Source organism: Amycolatopsis orientalis, from assembly GCF_000943515.2.
Lineage (GTDB): Bacteria > Actinomycetota > Actinomycetes > Mycobacteriales > Pseudonocardiaceae > Amycolatopsis > Amycolatopsis orientalis.
In genome coordinates this window covers 7,359,477-7,386,464 of the sequence record NZ_CP016174.1, presented here as the reverse complement: position 1 = coordinate 7,386,464, position 26,988 = coordinate 7,359,477, and the positions used below count along the sequence as shown (strand labels likewise).

The window sequence follows — 26,988 nt, the reverse complement described above, 5'->3', positions numbered from 1 at the left end:
GAGAACTGTAGAGTGGATGCGAGCATCTTTGTGGTCAAGTTATTAAGGGCACATGGTGGATGTCTTGGCTTCAGGAGCCGATGAAGGACGTGGGAGGCTGCGATATGCCTCGGGGAGCTGTCAACCGAGCTGTGATCCGAGGATTTCCGAATGGGGAAACCCAGCACCAGTTATGTGGTGTTACCCGCATCTGAATATATAGGGTGCGTGGAGGGAACGCGGGGAAGTGAAACATCTCAGTACCCGTAGGAAGAGAAAACAACCGTGATTCCGTGAGTAGTGGCGAGCGAAAGCGGAAGAGGCTAAACCATGCACATGTCAAGCTGTCAGGCGTTGTGTGTGTGGTGTTGTGGGACCCGCCTTGAAGAGACTGACATTTCTTCGGGTTGATGTGCTGGTTAGTGGAACGCCTTGGGATGGGCGACCGGAGTGGGTGAGAGTCCCGTACGCGAAAACCAGTTTCAGAGACCTTGGTGGTGTTCCCGAGTAGCAGCGAGCTCGTGGAATTTGCTGTGAATCTGCCGGGACCACCCGGTAAGCCTAAATACTTCCTGAAGACCGATAGCGGACTAGTACCGTGAGGGAAAGATGAAAAGTACCCCGGGAGGGGAGTGAAAGAGTACCTGAAACCGTGTGCCTACAAGCCGTCAGAGCCCGAGCACATCCTTTGGATGTTACGGTGATGGCGTGCCTTTTGAAGAATGAGCCTGCGAGTTAGTGCTGCGTGGCGAGGTTAACCCGTGTGGGGTAGCCGTAGCGAAAGCGAGTCTGAATAGGGCGATTGAGTCGCGTGGTCTAGACCCGAAGCGGAGTGATCTACCCATGGCCAGGCTGAAGCGTCGGTAAGACGACGTGGAGGGCCGAACCCACTTAGGTTGAAAACTGAGGGGATGAGCTGTGGGTAGGGGTGAAAGGCCAATCAAACTCCGTGATAGCTGGTTCTCCCCGAAATGCATTTAGGTGCAGCGTCACGTGTTTCTTGTTGGGGGTAGAGCTACTGGATGGTCTAGGGGCCTTACCGGGTTACCGAAATCAACCAAACTCCGAATACCAATAAGTGAGAGCGTGGCAGTGAGACGGCGGGGGATAAGCTTCGTCGTCGAGAGGGAAACAGCCCAGAACACCAGCTAAGGCCCCTAAGTGTGTGCTCAGTGGGAAAGGATGTGGGATTGCCCAGACAACCAGGAGGTTGGCTTAGAAGCAGCCACCCTTGAAAGAGTGCGTAATAGCTCACTGGTCAAGTGGTCCTGCGCCGACAATGTAGCGGGGCTTAAGCACACCGCCGAAGCTGTGTCATTCATACAATACATCGGCTCACACTCTTGAAGTGTGTGTCTAGTGGTGTGGATGGGTAGGGGAGCGTCCTGCATCCAGGGAAGCGGCGGCGGAAGCCAGTCGTGGAGGGTGTGGGAGTGAGAATGCAGGCATGAGTAGCGAATGCAGAGTGAGAAACTCTGCCGCCGGATGACCAAGGGTTCCTGGGCCAGGCTAATCCGCCCAGGGTAAGTCGGGACCTAAGGCGAGGCCGACAGGCGTAGTCGATGGATAACGGGTTGATATTCCCGTACCCGAGCACGTGCGCCCAGGATGAGGCGGTTGATACTAACCACCCAAAGCCGGTTACCGATGTCTTCGGACGGAGGTTTCTGTGTGGAGCGTGGGATCTGATTCCGTAGTAGTCGAGTGATGGGGTGACGCAGGAAGGTAGCTCCGCCAGTGAGTGGTAGTACTGGTGTAAGCGTGTAGGCCGAAACATAGGTAAATCCGTGTTTCATCAAGGCTGAGACGTGATGCGTAGCCGATTGAGGTGAAGTAGAGTGATCCTATGCTGCCGAGAAAAGCCTCTAGCGAGTGCGTGCACGGCCCGTACCCCAAACCAACACAGGTGGTCAGGTAGAGAATACTAAGGCGATCGGGTGAACTGTGGTTAAGGAACTCGGCAAAATGCCCCCGTAACTTCGGGAGAAGGGGGGCCAGGGTTCTTGAAGTCCTTTACGGACTAGGGAATCGTGGCCGCAGAGACCAGCGGAAAGCGACTGTTTACTAAAAACACAGGTCCATGCGAAGTCGCAAGACGATGTATATGGACTGACGCCTGCCCGGTGCTGGAACGTTAAGAGGACCGGTTAACCTTTCGGGGTGAAGCTGAGAATTTAAGCGCCAGTAAACGGCGGTGGTAACTATAACCATCCTAAGGTAGCGAAATTCCTTGTCGGGTAAGTTCCGACCTGCACGAATGGCGTAACGACTTTCCGGCTGTCTCAACCACAGGCCCGGCGAAATTGCACTACGAGTAAAGATGCTCGTTACGCGCGGCAGGACGGAAAGACCCCGGGACCTTTACTATAGTTTGGTATTGGTTTTCGGTTCGGCTTGTGTAGGATAGGTGGGAGACTGTGAAGCTGGCACGCTAGTGTTGGTGGAGTCGTTGTTGAAATACCACTCTGGTCGGATTGGGAATCTGAACCTCGGACCATGATCTGGTTCAGGGACAGTGCCTGATGGGTAGTTTAACTGGGGCGGTTGCCTCCTAAAGAGTAACGGAGGCGCCCAAAGGTTCCCTCAGCCTGGTTGGCAATCAGGTGTTGAGTGCAAGTGCACAAGGGAGCTTGACTGTGAGACAGACATGTCGAGCAGGGACGAAAGTCGGGACTAGTGATCCGGCACCACCTGGTGGAAGGGGTGTCGCTCAACGGATAAAAGGTACCCCGGGATAACAGGCTGATCTTGCCCAAGAGTCCATATCGACGGCATGGTTTGGCACCTCGATGTCGGCTCGTCGCATCCTGGGGCCGGAGTAGGTCCCAAGGGTTGGGCTGTTCGCCCATTAAAGCGGCACGCGAGCTGGGTTTAGAACGTCGTGAGACAGTTCGGTCCCTATCCGCCGCGCGCGTAGGATACTTGAGGAAGGCTGTCCCTAGTACGAGAGGACCGGGACGGACGAACCTCTGGTATGCCAGTTGTCACGCCAGTGGCATGGCTGGTTGGCCACGTTCGGAAGGGATAACCGCTGAAGGCATCTAAGCGGGAAGCCTGTTCCAAGATGAGGTATCCCACCCCTTGTGGGTTAAGGCCCCCAACAGACCATTGGGTTGATAGGCCAGAAATGGAAGCACAGTAATGTGTTGTCGAGTTGACTGGTACTAATAGGCCGAGGACTTGCCCACAAAGATGTTACGCATCCACTCTACAGCTCTGAAACACCACACAACCACCAGCAAGATTCGGTGGAGTGGTTGTTTCACAGTGTTTCGGTGGTCATAGCGTCAGGGAAACGCCCGGTCCCATTCCGAACCCGGAAGCTAAGCCTGACAGCGCCGATGGTACTGCAACCGAAGGGTTGTGGGAGAGTAGGACACCGCCGGACTAACCTTAGAAAAGGCCCAGATCGGTCGAGAACCCCCGGTTCTCCCGATCTGGGCCTTTTTCTCGTCCCCACCCCACGCGTTTAGTCCTCTCAACGCACACCCGAGAGACCTACCTCCCGCATCCAGAGGACCAAACGCATGATCGGGGCGGGCCGCGGAGGTTCCCGACAATGAGTCACCGGGCCGGTCACACGAGACCGTGTGGATTCCGGGACATCTAACGTCCCACAATCCACACACCCCCACCAACGAACCAGTCACACACCGCGAGCGAGGCCACCGCTCCCCACATCCAGAGGACTCAACGCATCGGGGTGGGGCTCACCGGGCTACGCATTCAGAGGACTAAACGCGTGGGGCGGGGCGGCGGAGGTGGTAGATGTCCATGATCCAGCCCTTGCGGGAGCGGGCTTCGGTGCGGACGGAGCGGATCCGGGACGCGAGGGCGGTGTCCAAAGGGCCGGAGAGCAGGAGTTCGTCCGCGGTTCCGAGGTACGCGCCCCAGTAGATCTCCAGTCCCTCGTCGACGAACCGCGAGAACGTGCACTGGGCGTCCAACATCACGAAGACGTCGTCGACGTCCGCGGGCCAGCCGGCCTCGAGACGACGGCCGGTCGTGATCAGCACCGGCCGTCCGATCTGGTTCATCGTGGTCCGGTGCCGGGACGTCAGCGCGGCCACGCTGCTGACCCCCGGGATGACCTCGTACTCGAACTCGACATTCCCCCGCGCGAGTACGGCGTCGAGCAACGTCAGGGTCGAGTCGTAGAGCGCCGGGTCTCCCCAGACGAGGAACGCGCCCCGCTCGCCTGGACCGAGGGAGCGGATCATCTCCTCGTAGACGTCCGTGCGGAGCCGGTGCCAGTCGGCGACGGCCTTCCCGTAGTCGTCCGGAGTACGGTCGCGTTCGGGGTCCTGTGCCCGCACGACGCGGTACCCGGGCCGCTCGACGAACCGGTCCAGGATCTCCTGGCGCAGGCCCACCAGGTCCTGCTTCTCTGAACCCTTGTCGAGCACGAAGAAGACATCGGTCTCGTTCAGGGTGCGGACGGCCTGGACGGTCAGGTGTTCCGGGTCGCCGGCACCGATGCCGATGGCGAAGATCTTCCTCATCGTCGCAGTGTGCCCGGCCCCGCCAGGCACACCCCTACCCCCATGGGGTATAAATAGGGTGATCGCTTCGTCTGTCCTGTAGAGGAGTTCGTACCGATGGCCGAAACCACCTACACCGTCAAGGGCATGTCCTGCGGGCACTGCGCCGCCTCGGTCACCGAGGAGGTCAGCGGGATCGACGGCGTCAGCGCCGTGAACGTGGACGTGGCGGGCGGCAAGGTCACCGTCACCAGCGAGGCCCCGCTCGACGTCCAGGTCGTCGACGCGGCCGTCACCGAGGCCGGTTATCAGCTCGTCTCGTGAGCACCGCCGTCAAGGTGTCGGCGTTCGCCGCGGCTCTGGTCGCGGTGTTCGTCGTCGCCTGGGCGATCGGCTCCGCCGTGGGGCCACTGGACGAGGCGCCGGTTCCGCCCGCGCCGACCAGTGAGCACGGCGGACACCATCCGGGAGGCACGCCGTGACGACCCGGCGCGTCGAACTGGCCATCGGCGGGATGACCTGCGCGTCCTGCGCCGCCCGGGTCGAACGCAAGCTGAACAAGGTCGACGGCGTCTCCGCGACGGTCAATTACGCCACCGAGAAGGCTCAGGTCGATTTCCCGGCCGCGGTCTCGGTGGACGACCTCGTCGGCGTCGTCGAGTCCGCGGGTTATACGGCCGAGCCGCCTCAGCCGGACGACGACGCGGACCAGACCGACGGGTTGCGTACCCGGCTCATCGTCTCCGCGGCGCTCGCCGTTCCGGTGATCGTGCTGGCGATGGTCCCGGCCTGGCAGTTCACCTACTGGCAATGGATCTCGCTGGCGCTGGCCGCCCCCGTCGTCACCTGGGGCGCGTGGCCGTTCCACCGGCCCGCCTGGACGAACTTCCGGCACGGCGCCGCCACCATGGACACCCTGATCTCCCTCGGCGTCGCGGCCGCCACGCTCTGGTCGCTCTACGCGCTGCTGTTCGGCACCGCCGGGACACCCGGGATGCGGCACGGCTTCGATCTGACCATGGAACGCGGATCCGGCGCGGGCAACCTCTACCTCGAGGTCGCCGCCGGGGTCACGACGTTCCTCCTGGCGGGCCGCTACTTCGAGGCTCGGTCCAAGCGCCGCTCCGGCGCCGCTCTGCGCGCGTTGCTCGAACTCGGCGCGAAGGACGTCGCCGTCCTCAAGGAAGGTGCCGAGAGCCGGGTCCCGATCGGCGAACTGAAGGCCGGTGACGAGTTCGTCGTGCGGCCGGGGGAGAAGATCGCGATCGACGGTCTCGTCACCGACGGCGGGTCGGCGGTCGACCTCAGCATGCTGACGGGGGAAGCCGTCCCGGTCGAGGTGACCGTCGGCGACGCCGTCGTCGGCGGGACGGTCAACGCCGGCGGCAGGCTCGTCGTCCGCGCCACCCGCGTCGGGGCCGACACCCAGCTCGCGCGGATGGCGCGACTGGTCGAAGACGCGCAGAACGGCAAAGCGCGGGTCCAGCGGCTCGCCGATCGCGTCTCGGCCGTCTTCGTCCCGGTGGTGATCGCGCTCGCGGTCGGCACCCTCGGCTTCTGGCTCGGCGCGGGCAGCGGAGCGGACGCCGCCTTCACCGCCGCCGTCGCGGTCCTGATCATCGCCTGCCCGTGCGCGCTGGGCCTGGCCACGCCGACCGCGTTGCTGGTCGGCACCGGTCGCGGCGCGCAGCTGGGCATCCTGATCAAGGGCCCCGAAGTGCTCGAATCCACCCGGAAGGTCGACACCGTCGTCCTGGACAAGACCGGCACGGTGACCGCCGGGAAGATGAGCCTCACCGGCGTCCACGGTGCCGAGGAGACCGAGGTCCTCCGGCTCGCCGCGGCCGTCGAGCACGCTTCCGAGCATCCGATCGCCCGCGCGATCGCTTCCGCCGCCGAAGAGCGGCTCGGCGAGCTACCCCCGGTCAAGGGGTTCCGCGGCGTCGAGGGCCTGGGTGTCGTCGGCGAGGTGGAAGGCAAGACCGTTCTGGCCGGGCGCCCCGCGCTGCTCGAACAGCACGACATCGCCGTCGGCGAGGAGTTCTCCCGGCTCAAAGCGGCCGCCGAGGAACGCGGCGCGACCGCCGTGGTCGTCGCCTGGGACGGTGAGGCGCGGGGCGTGATCGTCGTCGCCGACACGGTCAAGCCGACGTCGGCCGAGGCCGTCGCCGGACTGCGGGCGCTCGGGCTCCGGCCGGTCCTGCTCACCGGCGACAACACCGGCTCCGCCGAGGCCGTCGCGGCCGAGGTGGGGATCGACGAGGTCATCGCCGAGGTCCTGCCCGCCGGCAAGGTCGACGTCGTCAAACGCCTGCAGGCCGAAGGCCGGGTGGTCGCCATGGTCGGTGACGGTGTCAACGACGCGGCCGCGCTCGCGCAGGCCGACCTCGGCCTGTCCATGGGAACCGGGACGGACGCCGCCATCGAGGCGGGTGACCTGACGCTCGTGCGGGGCGACCTGCGTGCCGCCGTGGACGCCATCCGGCTCTCGCGCCGGACGCTCGCCACGATCAAGGGCAACCTGTTCTGGGCGTTCGCCTACAACGTCGCCGCGCTGCCGCTGGCCGCGCTCGGCCTGCTCAACCCCATGATCGCCGGGGCGGCGATGGCGTTCTCCTCGGTCTTCGTGGTCACCAACAGCCTGCGGCTGCGAAGGTTCGCCACCGCCGGGTGATCAGGAACGGACCAGCCGGGCGATGGCGTCCGAGGCTTCCCGGACCTTGAGGTCGGCCTCTTCCCCGCCCGCGGCGGCGGCCTGCACCACACAGGTGGCGAGGTGCTCGTCCAGCAGTTCGAGGGAGAACGACTGCAGTGCCTTGGTGGCCGCGGACACCTGGGTCAGGATGTCGATGCAGTACTTGTCCTCTTCGACCATCCGCTGCAAGCCGCGGATCTGCCCCTCGATCCGGCGCAGGCGCTTGAGATAGGCCTCTCGCTCGCTGCCGTAGCCCGTCATTCCGCACCCGTTCTCTCGTCGATCCCCAACCTCCGGCCAGTATACCCTCCCCACGTATCCGCCCGGGCGGGCGAAATTCGTGGCTGCCAGGATGTCGAGGACGATCCGGCGGCTCCGACTCCTGCGTGAGCGGCCGGGCACCGGCCGGACGACCAGGAGGAACACCGATGAAGTACATGATCATGATCACGATGAACCCCACCGCGTGGGACGCCCTTCCCGAGGCGGAGCGCGACGAGGTGGTCGCCAGGATCGACCCTTTCATGAAGAAGCTGTCCGAGAGTGGCGAACTGCTCGGGACGCAGGCGCTGGCGGAGCCGAAGGAGAGCACTGTGGTCCGGGTGCGTGACGGCGTCCCGGTGGTCACCGATGGCCCGTACGCGGAGTCGAAGGAGTACCTCGCGGGCTTCTACCTGGTCGAATGCGACAGCAAGGAACGCGCGATCGAGATCGCCGGCCAGATCCCGGACGCGCATGTCAACGCGATGGAGATCCGGCCCGTGGTCTTTTCTTCCGGCGACAACGCCTAGGTAGTGGTGGCCGCTTCGGCGCCGGCGCGGGGCTCTGACCTGCTCCGGCGCTGAACGGGCACTTCCGGTTTCGGATCCACGGTGACCGCCAGGACCGTCCCGGCTTGCGCGAGCAGTTCGCGGGCTCCGACCAGCTGTTTCAGCACGTCATCGCGCAGCCTGAGGGCCTCGTCGGCTTTCTCTCGCGCTTCGGCGACCAGGCGTTCGCCCTTCTCGGCGGCGTCCTCGAGCAGTTTTCGCGCCCGCGCCTGCGAAGCCTCGTCCCGGGCGGCGAGCGCACGCATCGCCTCGGCCCGGCGCAGCGTCATGGCGAGTTCGAAGTCTTCGGCGACCCGCTTCCGTTCCGCTTCGGCCTTGGCGGCCTCCTCGGCGGCGCGCGCGGTGATGTCCTCGGCTTCTTCCCGGGTGAGTTCGAGCATCCGGCGCGACCGCTCTTGCAGCGCGTCCGGGGCGATCGGCACACGACTGATCCGGTCGACGGTGTTCTTCAGTTCGCGGTTTTCCTCTTGTGCGGCGGTGAGCCTGGCGGCGAGGGCTTCTTCGCGACGGATCGCTTCGTCGCGTTCGGCGGCCACTCGCCGTAGTTCGGTTTCCACCTCGCGAACGAATTCCCGGACCTGCGCGCGGTTGAAGCCACGCCACGCCAGATCGAAGCCGGGCATTTCCATTGGTCACCTCCACAGTGGGCGATCCGTCACCGGTGTGAGATTTTTCTTGCCACACGGGGCTTTCCCTGTCCAGTGTGCCTGAAGGCGCAACGACGCGCGTCACTGGTGGGTGATCTTTGCGCTGAGCGGTCGGCGCAAGCGGGGAGAAGGGTGATCCTTCTCCCGATGGGAGAATGGACGACCATTGCTTTCCCCCACAGGAGGTGGCCGCGTGACGAGCAGCCGAATTCGGGTCCCTGGCTGGAATACGGCGACGGCGGCCGAAGGATATCGGCAGGTCAGAGAGAACATCGCGATCTTGCTCACCGATCACGCCGGCGCGGGCGACCGGATCGTCCCCGCTTGTCCACAGTGGACCGTGCGGGAACTGCTCGCTCATCTGACGGAGATCTGCGACCGGGTGATCACCCGGTTCGGCGGTGAACCGTGCCCGAACCCGGAGCGGGCGTCGGTCGCCGCGCTGCTGCGTCTCTGGAGCGAACGCGGGCCCGAGGCCGACACCCTCCTCGCCGCGGACGGCGACGGCAAGAGCCGCGGCGACATCATGGTGATGGACGCCTTCACCCACGAACTCGATCTCCGGTACGCGCTCGGCGCCCCGTTGCCCGAGGCGCATCCGGCCTGGCTCCGCGGTTTCGAGGTGCTCGTCAGTGGCCTCGGCGCCTCGCTGACCAGGCACGGGCTGCCCGGAATGCGGATCGAGACCGAGGGTGCGAGCTGGATCGCCGGGACCGAACCGGTCGCCGCGGTGCTCTCGGGACCGCCCGCGGACCTGTACCGGTCGCTCGCCGGGCGCCGGAGCCCGGCCCAGATCGCCGCACTCGACTGGCTGGGCGATCCCGAGCCGTGGCTCCGCGCCTTCACCTGGGGGCCGTTCCTCCCGCCGGACGAGGCGACCGAGGGCTGAGCGCCCCTCAGCCGGTCGGGGACATCGACGAAAGCGCAGCGGCCAGTGCGAGCACGACGGCCACGATCAGCACCTCGGCCCCGACGCTGATCCGCAGCCGGCGCAGGTCGGCGGTCACGACGCCGGTGCCGCCGCGGCCGGTGATCCCGCGGCGCACCGCGGCGCGGCTCACGTTCGCCACCAGCAGCAACGCGGCGAACCCGGTCAGCTTCAGCAGGAAGACAATGCCGTAGGCCGACGTCCAGAGCGCTTCCACCGACGGGACGAGCCGGAAGCCCAGGTAGGCGCCGCTGACCACCATGATCACGATCGACGTGGTCGCGATCGGGTGGAAACGCGCCAGGGCGGGCTCGGCCTCCTCCGCCGGATACCGGCCGCGCAGCAGCACGGCCAGCTGGATCAGGCCGCCGACCCAGACCGCCATCGCGCCGAAGTGCGCGAGGTCGGCGCTGACCGAGAGGAACATGATCTTGTCGGCCACCGCGTGCCCGGTCGCGGAGAAGCTCAGCATCACGAGGAACCCGGCCGCGATGCCGAGGTTCTCGTACCGTGACCGCAGCCGTTCCGGGAGATCGCCCGCCAGCAGCCGCCGCACGAGCACGGCGATCGCGGCGATCGCGGCCAGCCGCAGGAGCAGCAGTTTCCCGTAGGCCACTCGCAGGGTCGCCTCGATCAGGGCCGGGTCGAAGACCGCATCGACGCCGCGGCCCGCGACGTACGGGCCTTGCAGCAGGAACCCGGCCACGGCCGTGACCGCCGAGAGCCAGACGCCCGCGGTGATCAGCTTCCGCGCCGCCGGGTCGGTCCGGCCGCCCGGACGGCAGACCAGCACGAACACCAGCCCGCCGAGCAGCGCGACCCCGCCGAACGAGCCCCAGCGGAACGTGGTGAACAGCGCGTCGGTCACCGGGTCTGTCCCGGTCGACGCGGACACCGCACCCGCCGAGGTGATCAGGGGGCCGGTGCCGACGACGAACGCGATCGTGCCGCGCACCGGATGCGAATCGGTCGAGACGAAGGCGTACTCGACGAGGTAGCTGCCGTCGGGGAGATCGGGTTCCAGCCTGACGGCGACCTGCTCGGCGACGTCACCCGGCTGGAACACCGGCCCGGTGGCGACGTTCGTGCCCTGGGTGTCGACGACCTTGATCGAGTTCGGCTGGATGCCGATGTTCTCCGACAGGGTGACGGAGACCTGCGCGGGCGCCGAAGTGAGCCGGGCGCCGTCGGCGGGGTCCGAGGAGAGGAGTTCGACGTGGGCCGAGGCCGGGGCCGCGGCGAGTACCGCGACCCCGAACCACACCGCCACGAGAGCGAGGAGCGCGAAGAGTCTCCTGGTCACGACGCCGCGGTCGCCAGCTCACGCCGGCTTTCGGGCGAACACGTGCAGCCGGTCAGCTCCCGTTCGGCGGCGGAGGCCTTCCGGTGCACGATCATCGCGATGATCATCGGGATGGTGACGACCGTGTTGTAGAACAGGTGCAGTTCCACCCGGGGGATGAACAGCTGGATGATGCTGCTCGGCGCGGTGCCACCGCCGAGCCGCCAGCCGGTCTGCGCCTGGATCAGCAGGAGCAGATGTTCGATGTGGTGCCAGAACTGCAGGCCGAGCGCCAGGTTCCACCACTGACGCGAACGGCCGGCGAACCCCTTGCGCAGGGCGAACAGGAAGATCAGCATGATGATGGCGTAGCCGTAGTGCAGCCATTCGGAGCTGATCAGCTTGGGGAACGGGATGCCGAGTACGCCGCGGGCGTCCGGCGTCTTCCAGCCCAGGACGTAGATCTGGAACGCCTGCACGAGGTGTTCCGCCCAGTGGGCCACCACGACCACCGCGAAGGTGAGGAGCGCCGCGCGGTGGTACTTCCCGTTGAGCGACGCGAGCAGGCCTGGACGTGCGGAATCGAGTGCGGCCATGAAAGGGCTCCTTGGGGGAAAGACCGACCGGTGACGGATACCGACGATATCTGCCGTATCGGCGGTTTCCGTTACTCTGAATTGCGGAATGACCTGCGGATTAGGCCGTTCAGCGCACGACGATGCCGGGCGCCGCCTTCGGCGCGGCCGGGATGTGGAACAGCTGGGTGAACAACTCCAGGTACTCCGTCGCCCCTTCGAGCCGGACCTTGCCGGTCCGCAGCGCTTCGGCCGGGGACAGCTGGCCGCTCAGCAGATCCGTGATGAACGGGCCCAGCGGTTCGATCATCGCGTCGGCGCCGGGATGCGCGCCGTCCGCGACCTTGAGGGCGCCGTCCTCGATGATCGCGTGCAGGACCATCCCGCCCGGGTAATGCAGTTCGTAGGTGGCGTGGATGCCCTTGGCCTTCTCGCTCTGGAAGGTCGTGTACAGCGAGAGGATCGCCGCGTCCAGGGTGAAGACGTCCTCAGGCGCGGGCCGCCCGAGCGACCGCGCGCCCCAGAGGCCCAGGTCCAGCACGATCTGGTCGAGTTCGCCGCCGTACTCGGTGAGTTCGTAGACCACCGCGGCGTCGAGCTGGGGGAGCAGGCGGCGGCGGAGCACGCCGGACTGCTCGAGTTCGTTGAGCCGGGCGGACAGCGTGCTCGCCGGGATCTTGGGCAGGCCTGCCTGCAGCTCGGTGAACCGCTTCGGGCCGAGGACGAGGTCACGGACGATCAGCAGTGACCAGCGTTCGCCGATGATCTCCAGCGCGCGGGCCAGACCGCAGAACTGTCCATAGGTACGACTGCTCATCCGCCGATCCTCACTTTCGTTCCGTGCCGGGAGTGTGCTCCGCCGTTCACGCCGGTTCACCCTCGGAAAGCAGGCCGTGGTGCAGGACCTGCAGTTCGTCGCAGGGTTCCACGCCGAGTTCATTGTTGAGCCTCGCGCGCACCTGGCGATAGGTCGCGAGGGCGTCGGATCGCCGTCCGCTGCGGCCGAGTACGCGGATCAGCTGGCCGTGCAGGGCCTCGTCCAGCGGGTTCGCGCTGACCAGTGAGCGCAGTTCGCCGATCAGCTCGTGCCGCATCCCGGCCGCGATATCCGCCTCGATGCGCAGGTGCAGGGTGCTGCGCCGCTGTTCGACCAGGTCGACCGCGTACGCCGACAGCACCGGTCCACAGTGGACGTTCGCCAGCGGCGGTCCCGACCACAGGTCGAGCGCGGACCGGAAGGCCTTCGCCGCTTCGACGTGCTCGTCCCGCACCTGGAGTTCCCGGCCCTTCCTCTGCAGCGTCTGGAACTCGAAGACGTCCACCTGCTCCGGCTCGATCCGGAACACGTACCCCGGCGGTTTCGTCGCCAGCATCACCTCGCCGTAGGGGGCGAGGTCGTTCTCGTCGATGCACCGGCGCAGCTGGTAGATGTAGGTGTGCATGGTGGTGCGGACGCTGCGCGGCGGGTCGTTGGCCCATAGTTCCTGCACGATCGTGTCGATGTGCACGATCTTCCCCGGGCTCATCACCAGCATGGCGAGCACCTGCAGCAGCTTCGGCGTCGTCGGCGCGTAGTCGATCCCGTCCCGCACCAGTTCGAGCGGGCCGAGGAGGGTGAAGCGGACGGGGCTTGCGGACAGGTCCGGATTCGGGTTAGGTGCCGAGCCGTGGTGCGTGTCCGATACTCGTGATCCGGCATACATCGCAAGCGCCCTCCAGCTCGATACGCGTCGTGTCCCGTTTTCCAGTACGTCGACAGTGACAGAGCGGCGGGGCGCCGGGCCAGTGAGCCGTCCACCAGGTCCCGCGTGCGTGCGTCCCGGGAAAACATGGGTTTTTCACATCCGACCCGTGAAGAGCGCACTGGCCGGTGCCCGTCCCCGCCCAGCAGGATTCGGGGGACCGAACCGACCATGGGGGTTCTCATGCGCGAGGCATCGTCGACGTCCGGCTCGATCAGCGGTGGCCTGGGGTTCAAACGGCACCTGCGTGCGGAGATCAGCGAAGGGAACGGTGCCTACCTGTTCTCGGAACAGGGTGTCATCGCGATGCGCGGCGCGCAGGTCGCCTCGGTGGCGGCGCTGCTCGACGGCACCCGTGACCTCGACGGGCTCCTGTCCGCCTGCCCGGAGGGGATGAGCACCGAACAGGTCACCGGCGTGCTGGCCAGGCTGGTCGAGGCGGGTCTGGTGACCGTCCATGTCCCGGACGAGCTCAGCGGGGACGAGCGCGCGCTCGCGTACTGGGACGCGTGCGGTCTCGACGCGTCCGCGGTGGCCTCCCGCCAGAAGCCCGCGACCGCGAGCCTGACCGCGATCGGCCGCGGTGTCGACACCTCGCAGGTGGAGAACGCGCTCGGCGCGAGCGGGATCGAAGTGGTCGCGACGGCGTCGGAGCTGGCGATCGTGCTGTGCGACGACTACCTCGACCCGAGGCTGGCCGAGATCGACGCGGAGCACCGGCGCACCGGGAGGCCGTGGCTGCTGGCCCGGCCGTCGGGTTCGCAGGTGTGGATCGGCCCGATCCTGCAGCCCGGCCGGTCCGGCTGCTGGCACTGCCTGACCAACCGGCTGTGGGGGCACCGGCACGCGGAGGCGTGTGTGCAGGAGGTCCTCGGGCACGACGGTCCGGCCTCGTTCCCGATGCCCGCCGTGCCGCCGCTGACCGCGGCCGCGTCGCAGCTGATCTCGCTCGAAGCGTCGAAATGGCTGGCGGGCCACCGGTATCCGGGTCAGCAGGCGGTGTGGATCCTGGACACCCTCGACCTGCAGGGGCGGCTGCACGAACTGCGGCGGCGCCCGCAGTGCCCGGAATGCGGTGACGAGGGGATCGTCGCGGCGCGGACGGCCGAGCCGGTCGTGCTGCGGGAGGCCAAGAAGGCGACGTCGGGCGGTGGCGGGCACCGGACGCTCACCCCGGTCGAGGTGCTCGACCGCTACGGCCATCTGGTCAGCCCGGTCACCGGCATCATCAAGGAGATCGCCCGTGACCCGAGGGCGCCGGCGTTCGTGAACGCCTACCGTTCCGGGCTCAACGTCGCCCGCCGCGTCCGCGGGGAGGCCGGGTTGCAGGCCGGGCTGCGCGGCGACAACGGCGGCAAGGGCGCGAGTCCGCTCGACGCGGAGGTCGGCGCGCTGTGTGAGGCGCTCGAACGGTTCTCGGCGAACTACCAGGGCGACGAACTGCGCATCCACGACACCTTCCGCGCGCTCGGCGACGACGCCGTCCACCCGAACTCGTGCATGCTCTTCGACGAGCGTCAGTACGCGGGCCGTGACGAATGGAACGCCAGGCACGCGATCTTCCAGCATGTCCCCGAACGGTTCGACGACGACGCGGCCGTCGACTGGACGCCGTTGTGGTCGCTGTCGCGGCAGCGCCGGAAGCTGATGCCGACGGCGTACCTCTATTACGGCGTGCCGCCGGAATGCGGGATCGGCGGGATGCGCGCCGACTCCAACGGTTGCGCGGCGGGCAGCAGCCTCGAAGACGCGATCCTGCAGGGCCTGCTCGAACTCGTCGAACGCGACGCCGTCGCGATGTGGTGGTACAACCGGCTTCCCGTGCCCGGCATCGACATCGCCTCGTTCGACGACCCGTGGGCCGAGGAGATGGCCGGCCAGTACGCGCGGGCCGGCCGGGAGCTGTGGGTCCTCGATCTGACCGCGGATCTCGGTGTCCCGGTGATGGTCGCGCTGTCCAGGAGTATCGCCGGGCCGCGCGAGAACGTCATGATGGGCTTCGGTGCCCACCTGGATCCCAGGACGGCGCTGCGGAGGGCGGTCAGCGAGCTCAACCAGATGATCCCGGCGGTGCTCGAGAACGACGTCGAACTCGACGATCCCGACGCGGCGCGGTGGCTCCGGCACGCTACGGTCGCGAACCAGCCGTATCTGCTGCCGGCGCCTGGACGGTCGGCGAAACGGGCCGCGGACTTCAAGTTCGTCCGGCGGTCCGACGTGCGGGACGACGTGGAATCGTTGGTGCGCAAGCTTTCCGCGCTCGGGATGGAGACGCTGGTGCTCGATCAGACCAGGCCCGACATCGACCTCCCGGTGGTCCGGGTCGTCGTTCCGGGGTTGCGGCCCTTCTGGAGCCGCTTCGCCCCGGGACGGCTGTTCGACGTCCCGGTGCGGCTGGGCAGGCTCGCCGAGGCGACCCCGTACGAAAGATTGAATCCCTTCCCCATGTTCTTGTAGACCCGGCTGGAGCAGCAGTTGAGGACAGATCCCCCCGGCGGTGTGGCCGAGACGATCCCCTTGTGGTCGCTCACCGACGACAGCCTTGTCGAGATCGGTGAGGACGGCTCACTCGTGGTCGTCACGCGCTGGGGGGAGTTCGATTTCGACCACGCCGAGCCACTGGTCCGGGAATCGTTGCGGCGGATGGCCTTGGGGCCGGTCTCGCTGGCGAACGTGACGTCCTCGTGGGAGCCGGTCGAGCGGGAGCCCGATCTCGAAGGCGAGCTGAGCTGGACGGCCGAGGGCGCCGACGCGCTGCGGCAGGCGCTCAAGGAACTCGGCGGTTCCGTCGTGCATTCGCTCGGGCTCGCCGACGGGAGAGGCCCGCTGCTGTCGGTGATCCCGGTCGCGCTGGCACCGGTGTTCGGTACGGAGGAGGTCCCGCCCGCGCGCCCGATCCGGTTGTCCCGCTTCTGTTCCCTGCGTTCCGACGCCTACGGGATGGGGCTGGAGTCGCCGTCCGCGCGCTACCGCGTCGTGCTGTACCAGCCGTGGGCGGTGCACGTCGCGGCGACGCTGGCGACGGCGAAGTCGGTGGGGGAGATCGTGTCCACGACCGGGATCGAGGCCGGGGTGGTCGCCGCGATCGTCTCCTATCTGGTGGCCGCGGGTGTCGTCCAGCTCGCCGGGGAGCACGGCCGGTTCGCCGAGGACGAAGACCCCGAACTGAGCCTGTGGTCCCCGGACGAACTGTTGTTCCACACCACGAGCCGCACCTGGCGGCCCGGTGGCCCGGCGGCTCTGCCTGGGCTGGGGAATCCGCCGGTGGTCAAGGCCGCCCCCGGTGAGGGGCCGGTCCATCCGCTCTACCGGCCCGATCTGGCCGCCCGCGCGGTGACCGATCCCACGCTGACGACGTTGCTGGAGAACGATCACACCTGCCCCGAGTTCACCGAGAGTGTCCTTTCGGCCGAGCAGATCGGTGAGTTCCTGTTCCGCGGCGCGCGGATCCGGTCGATCGGGCCCGCGCACTTCCCGCACGGGCAAGCTTCCGAAGGGCCGGTGCACAACGCCTCGCAGCGGCCGTACTTCAGCGTCGCGTGCCTGTACGAACTCGAGCTGTACGTCTCGGTGAACCGGTGCTCGGGGCTGGATCGCGGGATCTACCACTACGACCCGCTCGACCACCGGCTCAGCCTGGTCAACGACGACGAGGCCGATCTCGCCGCGATGCTCGACATGGCGATGATCGGCGGTGGCAACCACCGGCGGCCCTCGGCGCTGATCACGGTGACCGCGCGGATGCCGCGGATGGCGTCGGTGCTCGGCGGTGGCGCGTACTCCACGACCCTGTCGCATGTCGGCGCTTTGCAGCAGACGCTCTATCTCGTCGCCCGCGCCATGGGGCTGGCCGCGCACGCCGTCCCGGTCGACGCCGGCGACCGCGTCGACCGCGCCCTCAAACTCGACTGGCCCGCCGAGGTGGGCGTCGGTGAGTGCGTTCTCGACTTCCCCGCCTGAGCGGACGGCGGAACTCCTGTGCTTGAGCGGCGCACCCAGGCGCCGGTCCGTGAAGGCCTCCTTGAGGGACCCAGAGTCCCTCAAGGAGGCCTTCACGGCGGTCGTTTTGGGAGGGGGGCGCGAGCGCCACGCTGAGACGCTGATCGTCACAGGCGAGGCGCAGGGGACAGGCCTTTCGACCGTTCGCCGATCGAGCAGCACCGGATAACCCCAGGTGAGGCTCATCTCGATCGCGTGTCGAGTGCTCTGAAACAGCCGGCGCGTTTGCTGGCGTGCAGAGGAAAAGCGACAGCGAATCCGAGGTTGGTCTTGATGCAGCTACGAACAGTCGCCACGGCGGCGAACGAGAAAGGCGCCATCGAACCCGGTCGGCTTCCCGAGCCGGCGTCTCCCCTGCAACCCGCGGTGCTGCAGGCCATCTCGTCGATGCACGCGAGGTACTTCGACCCGATCACCCTGGGCGACCTGGCATCGGAAGTCTTCGTCAGCCCGTTCCACTTCTCGCGGATCTTCACCAAGGCGACCGGGGTGACCCCCGGCAGGTATCTCACCGCGATCCGGCTCTTCGAAGCGAAACGACTGCTGCTGACGACATCGCTGACGGTGTCGGACATCGTGTGCAGTGTCGGCTACAGCAGCGTCGGCACGTTCACCAGCCGCTTCACCCGTGCGGTCGGGATGACCCCGACCCAGTACCGCGATCCCGAGGTCGGCGAGCTGCTGGTGGCGCTGGCACCGCATTTCCAGCGGCTGCCTTCGTTGGAGGCATTGCACAACGCCGGAATGGGCTGCGCGTCGCTGCACGCGGGCACCGGGACGATCAGTGTGCGGATCGAGACCCCGCGCGGGGCCGGTCCGGCGAGTGTCCTCATCGGACTGTTCGCCGAGTCGATCCCGCAGTGCGGCCCGGTCGCGTTCGGCGGCAGGGCGAACGTCCTTTCGGCGGACATCGAGATTCAGAACGTCCCGGAGGGCCGGTGGACCGTGATCGCGGTCGCCGAGCACGCCGCCGGGACCGCGGCGTCGTCGTTCTCGGTGGGCACCCTGCCCGGCCGCGTCGACATCACCCGCTACGGCCGTGTCCACCTGCGGATGCCGATGCGCACCCCGCAGCCCACCGACGCGCCGATGGCGATCACCCTCGCCGGCGGCCCGACCTCCACCGGCAACCGCATGACCCTGCCCGCCCCCGACTATCTCCGCGCGGTGGCCTGAGCCAGGCCTATTCCCCGGTTCTCCCGGTTACGCAAACCGGGAGAACCGCGGGCGCAACCGTGGAGTAGCTGGGGCATCGGCACCCATGTGAGCCTTTAACCAGTCCGCATAATTCGAATCCACCCGTTAGGGGGAGAGTGCGTTGGGCAATGGTTGGCGCACGGTCAGGCGTCGCATCCTGACACCGGACGTCTCCGAGACGTCGCTGGACAAGCGGGGTTTCCACAAGAAGAGCCCGGCCGCTCAAGAATTGCTGGAGACCGTCGGCGAGAAATTCCTGCTCGGGTACGCGCACGCTGTCGAAGCGCGTTCCATCGAACAGGCCGAAGAATGGCTGGAACGTATTCCCGTCAAATACCGCGGCTTCGCCTATGAAGGCGCCGGAATGGGATACGGAATGCTGGACGGGTTGCCGGGCGGTGGCCGCGGGCGTATCGCGGACTTCCTCGACGGCCCCGGCGAGAAGCACGACTACATCATCTACGTCGGTGTCGGCTGGGCGATGGCGCGGCTGCCGCGCTTCCGCTGGCCGTCCGCCGAGGACTTCGACCCGTTGCTACGCTGGCTGGTGCTCGACGGGTACGGCTTCCACCAGGCCTACTTCAAGACAGCGAAGTACATCGACGGTCAGTTCCAGGACCCCGGTTTCTCGTGGCCTCCCGGCAACAACGGCTACGCGCTGCGGGCGATCGACCAGGGCATCGGCCGGGCGCTGTGGTTCGTCTGCGGCACCGACGTCGACCTGGTCACCGAGACGATCGCGCGGTTCCCGAAGCGGCGCCACGGAGATCTGTACGCCGGGGTCGGGCTCGCCTCGACGTACGCGTGCGGTGTCACCTCCGACGAACTGCTGAAGCTCGCCGAATTCGCCGGCGAGTACCGCGGGAATCTGGCCCAGGGCAGTGCTTTCGCCGCCGAGGCCAGGGTTCGCGCCGGACTGCTGATCCCCGAGACCGAGGTCGCCACGCAGGCGATCTGCGGGCTGCCGGCCGAGCGCGCCGCGGCCATCACCCAGGAGGTTCGTCCGGCCGTGGTCGTCGACGGAGAACTCCCGGCCTTCGAAACCTGGCGACAGCGCATCGCCACCGAGGTACTCACTTCTGGAGGTGCAGGTAAATGACCGCGACCTTGGGCTGGCTCCGCAAGCAGCTTGCGGGCATCGTGGCGCTGTTGCTGATGGCGGGACTGTTCGTGGTGGCACAGCTGCCCACGGTCTCGACCGCCGAGGCGGACACCATGGCCTCGAAGTACGCGTTCGAACCCCTGACGATCGCCTTGCCGGAGGCGGCGAAGAGCCAGTCGATCCGGACGGTGAACAAGGAGTACGAGCACATCCGCGCCTGGATCTCCTCGGTCGGCGCCGCGGTCGCGGTCAACGACCTCGACGGCGACAAGCTCGCCAACGACCTGTGTTTCGTGGACCCGCGCAGCGACCAGGTGGTCGTCACCCCGACGCCGGGCAAGGGCGGTGACCGGTACGCGCCGTTCGCGCTCGACGCCGCGCCGCTGCCGATGGGCAAGTACATCGCCCCGATGGGCTGCGTGCCGGGCGACTTCAACGAGGACGGCCGGGTCGACCTGCTGGCCTACTACTGGGGCCGCACGCCGATCGTGTTCCTCGCGAACCCGTCCGCGGCGAACCTCGCCGCGAAGTCCTACGTGCCGGTGGAACTGGTGCCGGGCAACAACGTCAAGAATGGCGAGTATTCCGGTCCACTGTGGAACACCAACGCCGCGACCGTCGGTGACTTCGACGGCGACGGCCACCAGGACATCTTCATCGGCAACTACTTCCCCGACAGCGCGGTGCTCGACGACCGCGTCGAGGGCGGGGTCGAGATGAACAAGTCGATGTCGCACGCCGACAACGCGGGTGGCAAGTACATCTTCCGCTTCACCGGTGCCACCACCCAAGGCGGCAAACCTTCGGTCACCTTCGAATGCGACGACCAGGCCATCCCGGCCGACGCCCGCGGCGGCTGGTCGCTGGCGGCCAGCGCCACCGACGTCGACGGCGACAACCTGCCGGAGCTCTACATCGGCAACGACTTCGGGCACGACCGCCTGCTGTACAACAAGTCCACGGCGGGCAAGACCTCCTTCGCCGAGGTGAAGGGGATCCGCGGGCCCAACGAACCGAAGTCGAAGGTGCTCGGCAACGACTCCTTCAAGGGAATGGGCGTCGACTTCGCCGACCTCGACCACGACGGTCTCTACGACCTGTACGTCAGCAACATCACGACGTCGTGGGGTATCGAGGAAAGCCACTTCCAGTTCATGAACACCGCCAAGGACACCGCGGATCTGCGCGGCCGTCTGCAGGGCGGCGAGGCGCCGTGGGTCGACCGCAGCGCGCAGGCCGGCACCGCGTGGTCCGGCTGGGGCTGGGACGTCAAGATCGCCGACTACAACAACAGCGGCGAATCGGTGATCACCCAGGCCACCGGCTTCGTCAAGGGTGACGTCAACCGCTGGCCGCAGCTGCAGGAACTGGCGACGTCGAACGACGAACTGCTGAAACACCCGTACTTCTGGCCGAACATGGTCGCCGGTGACGACGTCGGTGGCGACCACACCCTGCACTTCTGGGCCAAGGGCTCCGACGGCCGCTACACCGACCTGGCCCCGCGCCTCGGTCTCGCCGTCCCGGTGCCCACCCGCGGTATCGCCTCCGGCGACGCCGACGGTGACGGCAAGCTCGACTTCGCCGTGGCCCGCCAGTGGGAGCAGCCGATCTTCTATCACAACGTCAGCCCCGACGCGGGTTCGTACCTGAACCTGAAGCTGGTGCACGACAAGGCCTCGGCCGACGGCCCGCTCAAGGCGGCCGGTACCGCGGCGATCGGCGCGCAGGTCACCGTCGTCACCCCCGACGGCAAGAAGTACATGGACCGCGTCGACGGCGGCAGCGGCCACTCCGGCAAGCGCAGCCACGAGGTTCAGATCGGACTCGGCAAGGTCACCGGTCCGGTGAAGGTGTGCCTGCAGTGGCGCGACCTGACCGGGCAGATCCGCACGCAGGAAGTCCAGCTGACCCCGGGCAGCCACACGTTCCAGCTCGGCGCTCAGGCTAAGGAGAAGTGACCGTCATGGCTGAGCAGACACTCGCGGCACCGAAGAGCAACAAGACGATCACGGCCCTTCGCCGGTTCGCGATCTCGATCACCATCTTCAACATCATCGGCTACACCGTGCTCGGTTTCGAGCAGCCCTACACCTATCCGTTCATCGCGCTGGCGACGGCGTACACCACGGAAATCCTGCTGGAGATCATCGGCGCCCGGGCGCAGGGCCGTCCGGTCCGCTTCCGCGGCAACGGTTTCAAGGGACTGGTGGAGTTCCTCTTCCCGGCCCACATCACCGGTCTCGCACTGAACATGCTGACCTACGTCAACGACCAGGTACTGGTGATGATGTTCGGTGTCGTGGTCGCCGTCGGCGCCAAGTGGGTCCTGCAGGCCCCGGTGCGCGGCAGGCTCCGGCACTACATGAACCCGTCGAACTTCGGCATCACCATCATCCTGCTGGTGTTCCCGTGGGCGAGCATCGCGCCGCCCTACCACTTCACCGAGCAGGTCGACTCCTGGGTCGGCTGGCTGATCGTCGGCATCATCATGATCTCGGGCACCGTGCTCAACGCGCTGCTGACCCAGCGGATGTGGCTGATCGGCGCGTGGCTCATCACCTTCGCGCTCCAGGCGATCATCCGGGGACTGGTGTTCGACACCGCGATCCCCGGCGCGCTCGGGATGATGACCGGCGTGGCGTTCGTGCTCTACACGAACTACATGGTCACGGACCCGGGGACGACCCCGTCGAAGCCCGCGTCGCAGGTCCTGTTCGGTTCCGGGGTGGCGCTGGCGTACGGGTTCTTCATGATCGTGCACGTCGCCTACGGCCTGTTCCTGGCGACCGCGCTGGTCTGCCTCATCCGCGGCATGTTCCTGTGGGGCCTGCACTTCTCCAAGAAGGCCACCGAGAAATGGGAGGCCGAGCAGGCGAAGTCGGCGGAGATCACGGCCCTGCCCAAGCCGGCCGAGAAGCCGGAGACGGAAACCGGGGCCGTGGCGGCATGACCTCCGGTACGGAATCCACCCGGGGGGCGCGTCTCGCGCCCCCCGGGCCGCCGCGCAGAGCGACCTTCGGTCTGTTGAAGAAGCTTTTCACCGACCGGCTGGCGCTCATGTCGGATTCGGCGGAGGCGCACGGGGACGTCGTCCGGATCGCCATCGGTCCCAAGACGATGTACCTGGTGAACCACCCCGAGCTGGCGAAACACGTGCTCGCGGACAACGCGGCCAACTACCACAAGGGAATCGGCCTCCAGGAGGCGAGGCGGGCGCTCGGCGACGGGCTGCTCACCAGCGACGGCGAGATCTGGAAGAAGCAGCGCCGCACGATCCAGCCGGTGTTCCAGCCGAAGCGGATCGCGCGGCAGGCCTCCGTCGTCGCGAACGAGGTCGAAGGTCTCGTGAAACGCCTGCGCGACGCACGCGGACCGGTGGAGATCCTGCACGAGATGACCGGGCTGACCCTCGGTGTGCTCGGCAAGACGCTGCTGGACGCGGACCTCGGCGGGTTCACCTCGCTGGGCCATTCGTTCGAGGCCGTGCAGGATCAGGCGATGTTCGAAGCGGTGACGCTGAGCATGGTCCCGCAGTGGGCTCCGCTGAAGAAGCAGCTGCGGTTCCGGGAATCGCGGGACGATCTCCGGCGCATCGCCGAGGAACTCGTCGAGCAGCGGTTCGCGAACCCGGTCGAGAACGGCGAAGACGTCCTGTCCCGGCTCATCGACTCGGCGGGGACGCGCGAGCAGATGCGGGACGAGCTGATCACCCTGCTGCTGGCCGGGCACGAGACGACGGCGAGCACGCTGGGCTGGGCGTTCCACCTGCTCGACGAGCATCCGGACGTCGCCGCGAAACTGCGGGCCGAGGCGGATTCCGTACTGGGCGACCAGCTGCCGACCCACGAGGATCTGCACCGGTTGCCGTACACCGCGAGGGTCGTCGAAGAGGTCATGCGGCTGTATCCGCCGGTATGGCTGTTGCCGCGGGTGGCGCAGGCCGACGACGAGATCGGCGGCTACCACATCCCGGCGGGCTCCGACGTCGTCGTCGTGCCCTACACACTGCACCGGCATCCGGCCTTCTGGCCGGAACCGGAGAAGTTCGACCCGGACCGGTTCGATCCGGACCGGCCGAGCGGCCGTCCGCGCTACGCCTACATCCCCTTCGGCGCCGGGCCGAGGTTCTGCATCGGCAACAGCCTCGGCGTGATGGAGGCCGTTTTCGTGCTGACGATGGTCCTGCGGGACCTCGAGCTCAGGAAACTCCCGGGCTACGACGTGGTTCCCGAGGCGATGCTGTCGCTCCGGGTGCGCGGCGGGCTGCCGATGACCGTGCACACCAGGAACAGGAGGTAGGTTCCGTGGATTCGGACGAACAGACCAAGGTGTCCACCTTGGAGGCCTACGCGGACACGATCGTCCCCGGGGAGAAGCGGTTCCCCGGTGATCACGCGATCGCCGGGGCCTCACCGGGCCCCGGCGCGGTCGTGGCAGGTGCGCTCGAACTGCTGCACACCGAGGCGACCGGGGTGACGGTCGGGCTGCCGTATCTCGCGCAGTCCCTCAACGAGCACGCGAAGGTCTACGCCAAGGAACACGACCTCACCCTCGACGAAGGACTTCCTCCGTTCGTCGCACTGTCTTTCGTGGACAGAACGGCGCTCGTACGGTCGCTGACCGCGCCGGGGCATCCGGAGAAGGACGGCTGGGTCAGTCTCGCCTTGTTCTGCAACATGTCCTTCGACAGCGCGGCGCACAAGCACACCGCCGAAGCCATCGCCGAGGGCCACCCTGGCCTGCTGGCGATGGGCTACACCGCGCCGGACGCGGACGGCCTGTGGCGGTTCCCGAAGTTCTCCTATCGCCGCGAACTGGCGAAACTCCACCCTGACACCACGCCCTCCGGGAGCCCCGCATGACTGCCTACGACAAGACCGACGTCGTCATCGTCGGCAGCGGGTTCGGCGGTTCGATCCCCGCCTACCACCTGGCCGCGGGCGGGGCGAAGGTCACCGTGCTGGAACGCGGGCCGTGGCTGGAGACGAAGGACTTCGAGCACGACTACCTGCTCGGCTCGTCCTACACCCGGGCATTCGACTTCGTCGTCGGCGACGGGATGAGCGTGCTGGGCGGGAACTGTGTCGGTGGCGGAAGTGTCGTGTACTTCGCCGCGATGCCGCGGGCGCCGAAGTTCGTCTTCGAACGGCACGGCAGCATCGGCCGCCGCATGTGGCCGTCGGCGATCACGCGGGATTCACTGGAGCCTTGGTACGATCGGGTTTCGGACTCGCTTCCGGTGTCCAAACAGGACTGGAATGACGTCTCGTACGCCGGTGGCCTGTGGGCGGCGTTCTGCGACCACTCCGGGCGCACCGCCAACCCGGCGCCGGTCGCGGTGGACAACGACCGCTGCGTCAACTGCAACTTCATGATGGCGGGCTGCCGCTTCGACGCGAAGCGCTCGCTGCTGACCAACTACCTGCCCGCCGCGCTCGCGCACGGCGCGAAGATCCGGCCGCTGCACGAGGTCCAGCGCATCGAGCGGATCGACGACGGCGACTACCGCGTGCATTTCAACGTCGTCGACGACGAGGACTACCGCGTGCACTCCGGCAGCGGGACGATCGACGCGAAGATCGTCATCATCGCCGCCGGCGCCGGGGCGACGCCGGTGATCCTGCAGCGTTCGGAGTCCGCGCTGGGCACCATGCCGCACGCGGTCGGGCGGTACTTCTCGGGCAACGGCGAGCGGCTCAACACCGCGATCATCAACGAGGAGCGGGTCCGCGAGGTGCTCGGACTGTCCCGTGAGGACGGCAAGGTCTACGAGGCCAACCACATCGGCAAGGGCCCGACCGTGGCGAACTGGGACAAACTCGACGGTTCGCTGCCGGAGTACGAGCGGTATTCGCTGGAGCAGCTGTACTTCCCGCCCGGGCTCGGCACGATCCTCGCGCAGGTGCCGGACGGCGACGAACCGCGCTGGTTCGGGACGCAGAAGAAGGAGATCCTCAAGCAGTGGGCGTCCTGGCTCACCATCTTCCTGATGACCGAGGACGACAACGAGGGCGTCTTCGGCGCGCCGCCGCCCACCGGCAACGCCTACCGCATCTCCCAGCAGATGCTCGGCCGCGGGCCGCTGAAGTACGACCCGACGCCGAACACCCTGCACGGCTGGTCGCTGGCCGACGCGGAGTGCAAGGAGATCCTGGAGAAGGACGGCCTCGCGAAGGTCTCGCCGTGGACCAACGACGTCGTCGGCGCGTACACCGTGCACCCGCTGGCGTCGTGCCGGATCGGTGACGACCCGGAGACCTCGGCGCTGCACCCGAACCACGAACTCCGGAACCATCCCGGGATCTTCGTGACCGACAGCGCCTCCGTGCCGGGTGCGCTGACGGTGAACCCGGCGATGACGATCGCGGCGCTGGCCGAACGTTCGGTGCCGGGGATCGTGCGGGCGCTGCAGGCACGCGGGGTCGACGTCTCTTACGGTGCCCCGGCGCCGGACGGATCCATCACCGGGCGCAAGGCCGTCAGCAAGCTGTCCCTGGTCGCCGGAAGCTGATCGTGGCGCCGAAGGTGGTGCGGCTCGCGCTGCGGCGGGTGCTGCGGGAGGTCCGGCACGTCCGGCCGGTGTCCTACGGCCGGGCGACCGGGCAGGTGCGTGCGGTCTACCGGCAGGTCGAACGGGACTTCGGCATGCTGGCCCCGCCGGTGGCGCTGCATTCGCCGTCACCACCGGTTCTCGCGGCGAGCTGGCTGATGCTGCGGGAATCGCTGGTGGCGGCGGGCGCGACGGGCCGGGCGGACCGGGAGGTCGTCGCTTCCCTGGTGTCGCGAGCGAACGCGTGCCCGTACTGCGTCGAGGTCCACGGGATGGCGCTGGCTTCACTCGGGCGTTCTTCGGCGGCCTCCGCGATCGCGGAGGGGCGTCCGGTCGCGGATCCCCTCGCGGGGCCGTTGCCGCCGGCGGCTCGTACGGAGCTGACCGCGGTGGCGTTCACGTTCCACTACCTGAACCGGGTGGTGAGCGTGTTCCTCGGACCGTCGCCGCTGCCTTCGTCCGTGCCGGATTCCGCACGGGCGAAGGCGAAGGCGGTGTTGGGCCGGTTCTTGAAACCTGTCGAGGACGCCTCACCCGGTCTGTCCTTGCCGTTGCTGGGGCCCGGTTCCCGGGATTTCTCCTGGGCGGCCGGGAATCCGGTCGTCGAAGATGCCTTCTCCCGTGCTGAATCGGCGTTCGCCTCGTTGGCGATTCCTGCTTCGGTACGTGAGATCGTCGAGCGGGAACTGTCCACTTGGGACGGCTCACCGTCAGGTGTGAGCCGGTCCTGGGTGGACGCTTTCGACGATCCCGCCGTTCGTTTGGCTTTGCTGGTGGCGAAAGCGCCTTACCAGGTCGACGACGCCCTGGTCGCCGCCGTGGGTCTGGGTGACCGCGAACTGATCGAGCTGGTGGGCTGGGCGGCTTTCACCGCCGCCGCGCACCGTGTTTCGCGGCACCCCACGCGTTTCGTCCTCTAAAGGCGTGCGGGCCTTCAACAACATGAGAGAAGACTGCCAGCCCGGCTCAGGGTCATGC

The 26,988-nt window shown here is 67.2% G+C and carries 22 protein-coding genes and 2 rRNA genes; 17 read left to right on the top strand and 7 right to left on the bottom strand.

The annotated features are described in order from the left end of the window. The first annotated feature begins 32 nt into the window (after positions 1 to 32). Both SD37_RS32125 and rrf read left to right on the top strand, forming a co-directional pair. A 23S ribosomal RNA gene (locus tag SD37_RS32125) occupies positions 33 to 3,167 on the top strand. 83 nt (positions 3,168 to 3,250) lie between these two features. Then, positions 3,251 to 3,367: ribosomal RNA gene (rrf, locus tag SD37_RS32120) — 5S ribosomal RNA — on the top strand. 346 nt (positions 3,368 to 3,713) lie between these two features. Here the strand turns inward: rrf and cobF are convergent. Continuing rightward, complete coding sequence (gene cobF / locus SD37_RS32115; RefSeq protein WP_044855842.1) at positions 3,714 to 4,481, bottom strand: precorrin-6A synthase (deacetylating); 768 nt, start codon at positions 4,479 to 4,481, stop codon at positions 3,714 to 3,716. A 96-nt stretch (positions 4,482 to 4,577) separates the two neighbouring features. On the opposite strand from cobF, the gene SD37_RS32110 reads away from it, so the two are divergent. Genes SD37_RS32110 through SD37_RS32105 form a run of 3 tightly spaced genes read left to right on the top strand, consistent with a single transcriptional unit; the run spans position 4,578 to position 7,134 of the window. After that, complete coding sequence (locus SD37_RS32110; protein WP_037305529.1) at positions 4,578 to 4,784, top strand: heavy-metal-associated domain-containing protein; 207 nt, start codon at positions 4,578 to 4,580, stop codon at positions 4,782 to 4,784. Continuing rightward, positions 4,781 to 4,942, top strand: coding sequence for a hypothetical protein (locus SD37_RS43290; RefSeq protein ID WP_167369677.1), 162 nt, complete (start codon positions 4,781 to 4,783; stop codon positions 4,940 to 4,942). Before SD37_RS32110 ends, SD37_RS43290 begins: the two co-directional genes overlap by 4 nt. A 32-nt stretch (positions 4,943 to 4,974) precedes the next feature. Next, entirely contained in the window at positions 4,975 to 7,134 is a 2,160-nt protein-coding gene (locus SD37_RS32105) for a heavy metal translocating P-type ATPase (protein WP_044856038.1), read from the top strand. Here the strand turns inward: SD37_RS32105 and SD37_RS32100 are convergent, their stop codons facing one another. Then, entirely contained in the window at positions 7,135 to 7,416 is a 282-nt protein-coding gene (locus SD37_RS32100; RefSeq protein WP_009081418.1) for a metal-sensitive transcriptional regulator, read from the bottom strand. It abuts the gene before it with no gap. Between the two features lie 167 nt (positions 7,417 to 7,583). Between SD37_RS32100 and SD37_RS32095 the strand changes: the two genes are divergently transcribed. Further along, entirely contained in the window at positions 7,584 to 7,946 is a 363-nt protein-coding gene (locus SD37_RS32095; RefSeq protein WP_044855843.1) for a YciI family protein, read from the top strand. Here SD37_RS32095 and SD37_RS32090 read toward each other — a convergent pair. Further along, entirely contained in the window at positions 7,943 to 8,608 is a 666-nt protein-coding gene (locus SD37_RS32090; protein WP_236725162.1) for a M protein, read from the bottom strand. The genes SD37_RS32095 and SD37_RS32090 overlap by 4 nt on opposite strands. Before the next feature lie 304 nt (positions 8,609 to 8,912). Here SD37_RS32090 and SD37_RS32085 point away from each other — a divergent pair, with 304 nt between their 5' ends. After that, on the top strand, positions 8,913 to 9,521 hold the full coding sequence (locus tag SD37_RS32085) for a maleylpyruvate isomerase family mycothiol-dependent enzyme (protein WP_083255143.1): 609 nt from the start codon (positions 8,913 to 8,915) through the stop codon (positions 9,519 to 9,521). 7 nt (positions 9,522 to 9,528) lie between these two features. Here the strand turns inward: SD37_RS32085 and SD37_RS32080 are convergent, their stop codons facing one another. From SD37_RS32080 to SD37_RS32065, 4 genes are all read right to left on the bottom strand, one after another. Next, complete coding sequence (locus SD37_RS32080) at positions 9,529 to 10,863, bottom strand: copper resistance CopC/CopD family protein (RefSeq protein WP_044855846.1); 1,335 nt, start codon at positions 10,861 to 10,863, stop codon at positions 9,529 to 9,531. Next, a complete protein-coding gene (locus SD37_RS32075) occupies positions 10,860 to 11,438 on the bottom strand; it encodes a hypothetical protein (protein WP_044855847.1) in 579 nt (192 codons plus the stop codon). The genes SD37_RS32080 and SD37_RS32075 overlap by 4 nt, the downstream gene beginning before the upstream one ends. A 109-nt stretch (positions 11,439 to 11,547) precedes the next feature. Then, positions 11,548 to 12,234 (bottom strand): winged helix-turn-helix transcriptional regulator, encoded by a 687-nt coding sequence (locus SD37_RS32070; protein WP_044855848.1) that lies wholly within the window; start codon positions 12,232 to 12,234, stop codon positions 11,548 to 11,550. A gap of 46 nt (positions 12,235 to 12,280) precedes the next feature. Beyond that, on the bottom strand, positions 12,281 to 13,120 hold the full coding sequence (locus SD37_RS32065) for an AfsR/SARP family transcriptional regulator (RefSeq protein WP_174567869.1): 840 nt from the start codon (positions 13,118 to 13,120) through the stop codon (positions 12,281 to 12,283). A 222-nt stretch (positions 13,121 to 13,342) separates the two neighbouring features. Between SD37_RS32065 and SD37_RS32060 the strand changes: the two genes are divergently transcribed. The 10 genes from SD37_RS32060 (at position 13,343) to SD37_RS32015 (ending at position 26,930) form a co-directional block, all read left to right on the top strand. Then, entirely contained in the window at positions 13,343 to 15,616 is a 2,274-nt protein-coding gene (locus tag SD37_RS32060) for a TOMM precursor leader peptide-binding protein (RefSeq protein ID WP_044855849.1), read from the top strand. A gap of 42 nt (positions 15,617 to 15,658) precedes the next feature. Then, the gene (locus SD37_RS32055) at positions 15,659 to 17,119 is read left to right on the top strand and encodes a SagB/ThcOx family dehydrogenase (protein ID WP_044855850.1); all 1,461 of its coding nucleotides are present in this window, start codon (positions 15,659 to 15,661) and stop codon (positions 17,117 to 17,119) included. 312 nt (positions 17,120 to 17,431) lie between these two features. Next, entirely contained in the window at positions 17,432 to 18,334 is a 903-nt protein-coding gene (locus tag SD37_RS32050) for a helix-turn-helix domain-containing protein (RefSeq protein WP_044855851.1), read from the top strand. Positions 18,335 to 18,476: 142 nt separating this feature from the next. Beyond that, complete coding sequence (locus SD37_RS32045; RefSeq protein WP_083255141.1) at positions 18,477 to 19,454, top strand: DUF1702 family protein; 978 nt, start codon at positions 18,477 to 18,479, stop codon at positions 19,452 to 19,454. Then, complete coding sequence (locus tag SD37_RS32040) at positions 19,451 to 21,418, top strand: CRTAC1 family protein (protein ID WP_044855852.1); 1,968 nt, start codon at positions 19,451 to 19,453, stop codon at positions 21,416 to 21,418. The genes SD37_RS32045 and SD37_RS32040 overlap by 4 nt, the downstream gene beginning before the upstream one ends. Before the next feature lie 5 nt (positions 21,419 to 21,423). Next, on the top strand, positions 21,424 to 22,410 hold the full coding sequence (locus tag SD37_RS32035; RefSeq protein ID WP_044855853.1) for a hypothetical protein: 987 nt from the start codon (positions 21,424 to 21,426) through the stop codon (positions 22,408 to 22,410). Further along, complete coding sequence (locus SD37_RS32030) at positions 22,407 to 23,759, top strand: cytochrome P450 (RefSeq protein WP_044855854.1); 1,353 nt, start codon at positions 22,407 to 22,409, stop codon at positions 23,757 to 23,759. Before SD37_RS32035 ends, SD37_RS32030 begins: the two co-directional genes overlap by 4 nt. A gap of 5 nt (positions 23,760 to 23,764) precedes the next feature. After that, positions 23,765 to 24,322, top strand: coding sequence for a DUF5987 family protein (locus tag SD37_RS32025; RefSeq protein ID WP_044855855.1), 558 nt, complete (start codon positions 23,765 to 23,767; stop codon positions 24,320 to 24,322). Beyond that, complete coding sequence (locus tag SD37_RS32020) at positions 24,319 to 25,971, top strand: GMC family oxidoreductase N-terminal domain-containing protein (RefSeq protein WP_044855856.1); 1,653 nt, start codon at positions 24,319 to 24,321, stop codon at positions 25,969 to 25,971. Before SD37_RS32025 ends, SD37_RS32020 begins: the two co-directional genes overlap by 4 nt. Positions 25,972 to 25,973: 2 nt before the next feature. Continuing rightward, positions 25,974 to 26,930: a carboxymuconolactone decarboxylase family protein gene (locus tag SD37_RS32015; RefSeq protein WP_052675144.1), complete on the top strand. Its 957-nt coding sequence runs from the start codon at positions 25,974 to 25,976 to the stop codon at positions 26,928 to 26,930. Positions 26,931 to 26,988 lie beyond the last annotated feature (58 nt).

Excerpts from the sequence above, each read along its gene's own strand:
- cobF (WP_044855842.1), bottom strand. The coding sequence starts at position 4,481 with ATGAGGAAGATCTTCGCCATCGGCATCGGTGCCGGCGACCCGGAACAC.
- SD37_RS32110 (WP_037305529.1), top strand. The coding sequence starts at position 4,578 with ATGGCCGAAACCACCTACACCGTCAAGGGCATGTCCTGCGGGCACTGC.
- SD37_RS32105 (WP_044856038.1), top strand. The coding sequence starts at position 4,975 with ATGACCTGCGCGTCCTGCGCCGCCCGGGTCGAACGCAAGCTGAACAAG.
- SD37_RS32100 (WP_009081418.1), bottom strand. The coding sequence starts at position 7,416 with ATGACGGGCTACGGCAGCGAGCGAGAGGCCTATCTCAAGCGCCTGCGC.
- SD37_RS32095 (WP_044855843.1), top strand. The coding sequence starts at position 7,584 with ATGAAGTACATGATCATGATCACGATGAACCCCACCGCGTGGGACGCC.
- SD37_RS32090 (WP_236725162.1), bottom strand. The coding sequence starts at position 8,608 with ATGCCCGGCTTCGATCTGGCGTGGCGTGGCTTCAACCGCGCGCAGGTC.
- SD37_RS32075 (WP_044855847.1), bottom strand. The coding sequence starts at position 11,438 with ATGGCCGCACTCGATTCCGCACGTCCAGGCCTGCTCGCGTCGCTCAAC.
- SD37_RS32070 (WP_044855848.1), bottom strand. The coding sequence starts at position 12,234 with ATGAGCAGTCGTACCTATGGACAGTTCTGCGGTCTGGCCCGCGCGCTG.
- SD37_RS32065 (WP_174567869.1), bottom strand. The coding sequence starts at position 13,120 with ATGTATGCCGGATCACGAGTATCGGACACGCACCACGGCTCGGCACCT.
- SD37_RS32060 (WP_044855849.1), top strand. The coding sequence starts at position 13,343 with ATGCGCGAGGCATCGTCGACGTCCGGCTCGATCAGCGGTGGCCTGGGG.
- SD37_RS32050 (WP_044855851.1), top strand. The coding sequence starts at position 17,432 with ATGCAGCTACGAACAGTCGCCACGGCGGCGAACGAGAAAGGCGCCATC.
- SD37_RS32040 (WP_044855852.1), top strand. The coding sequence starts at position 19,451 with ATGACCGCGACCTTGGGCTGGCTCCGCAAGCAGCTTGCGGGCATCGTG.
- SD37_RS32035 (WP_044855853.1), top strand. The coding sequence starts at position 21,424 with ATGGCTGAGCAGACACTCGCGGCACCGAAGAGCAACAAGACGATCACG.
- SD37_RS32030 (WP_044855854.1), top strand. The coding sequence starts at position 22,407 with ATGACCTCCGGTACGGAATCCACCCGGGGGGCGCGTCTCGCGCCCCCC.
- SD37_RS32020 (WP_044855856.1), top strand. The coding sequence starts at position 24,319 with ATGACTGCCTACGACAAGACCGACGTCGTCATCGTCGGCAGCGGGTTC.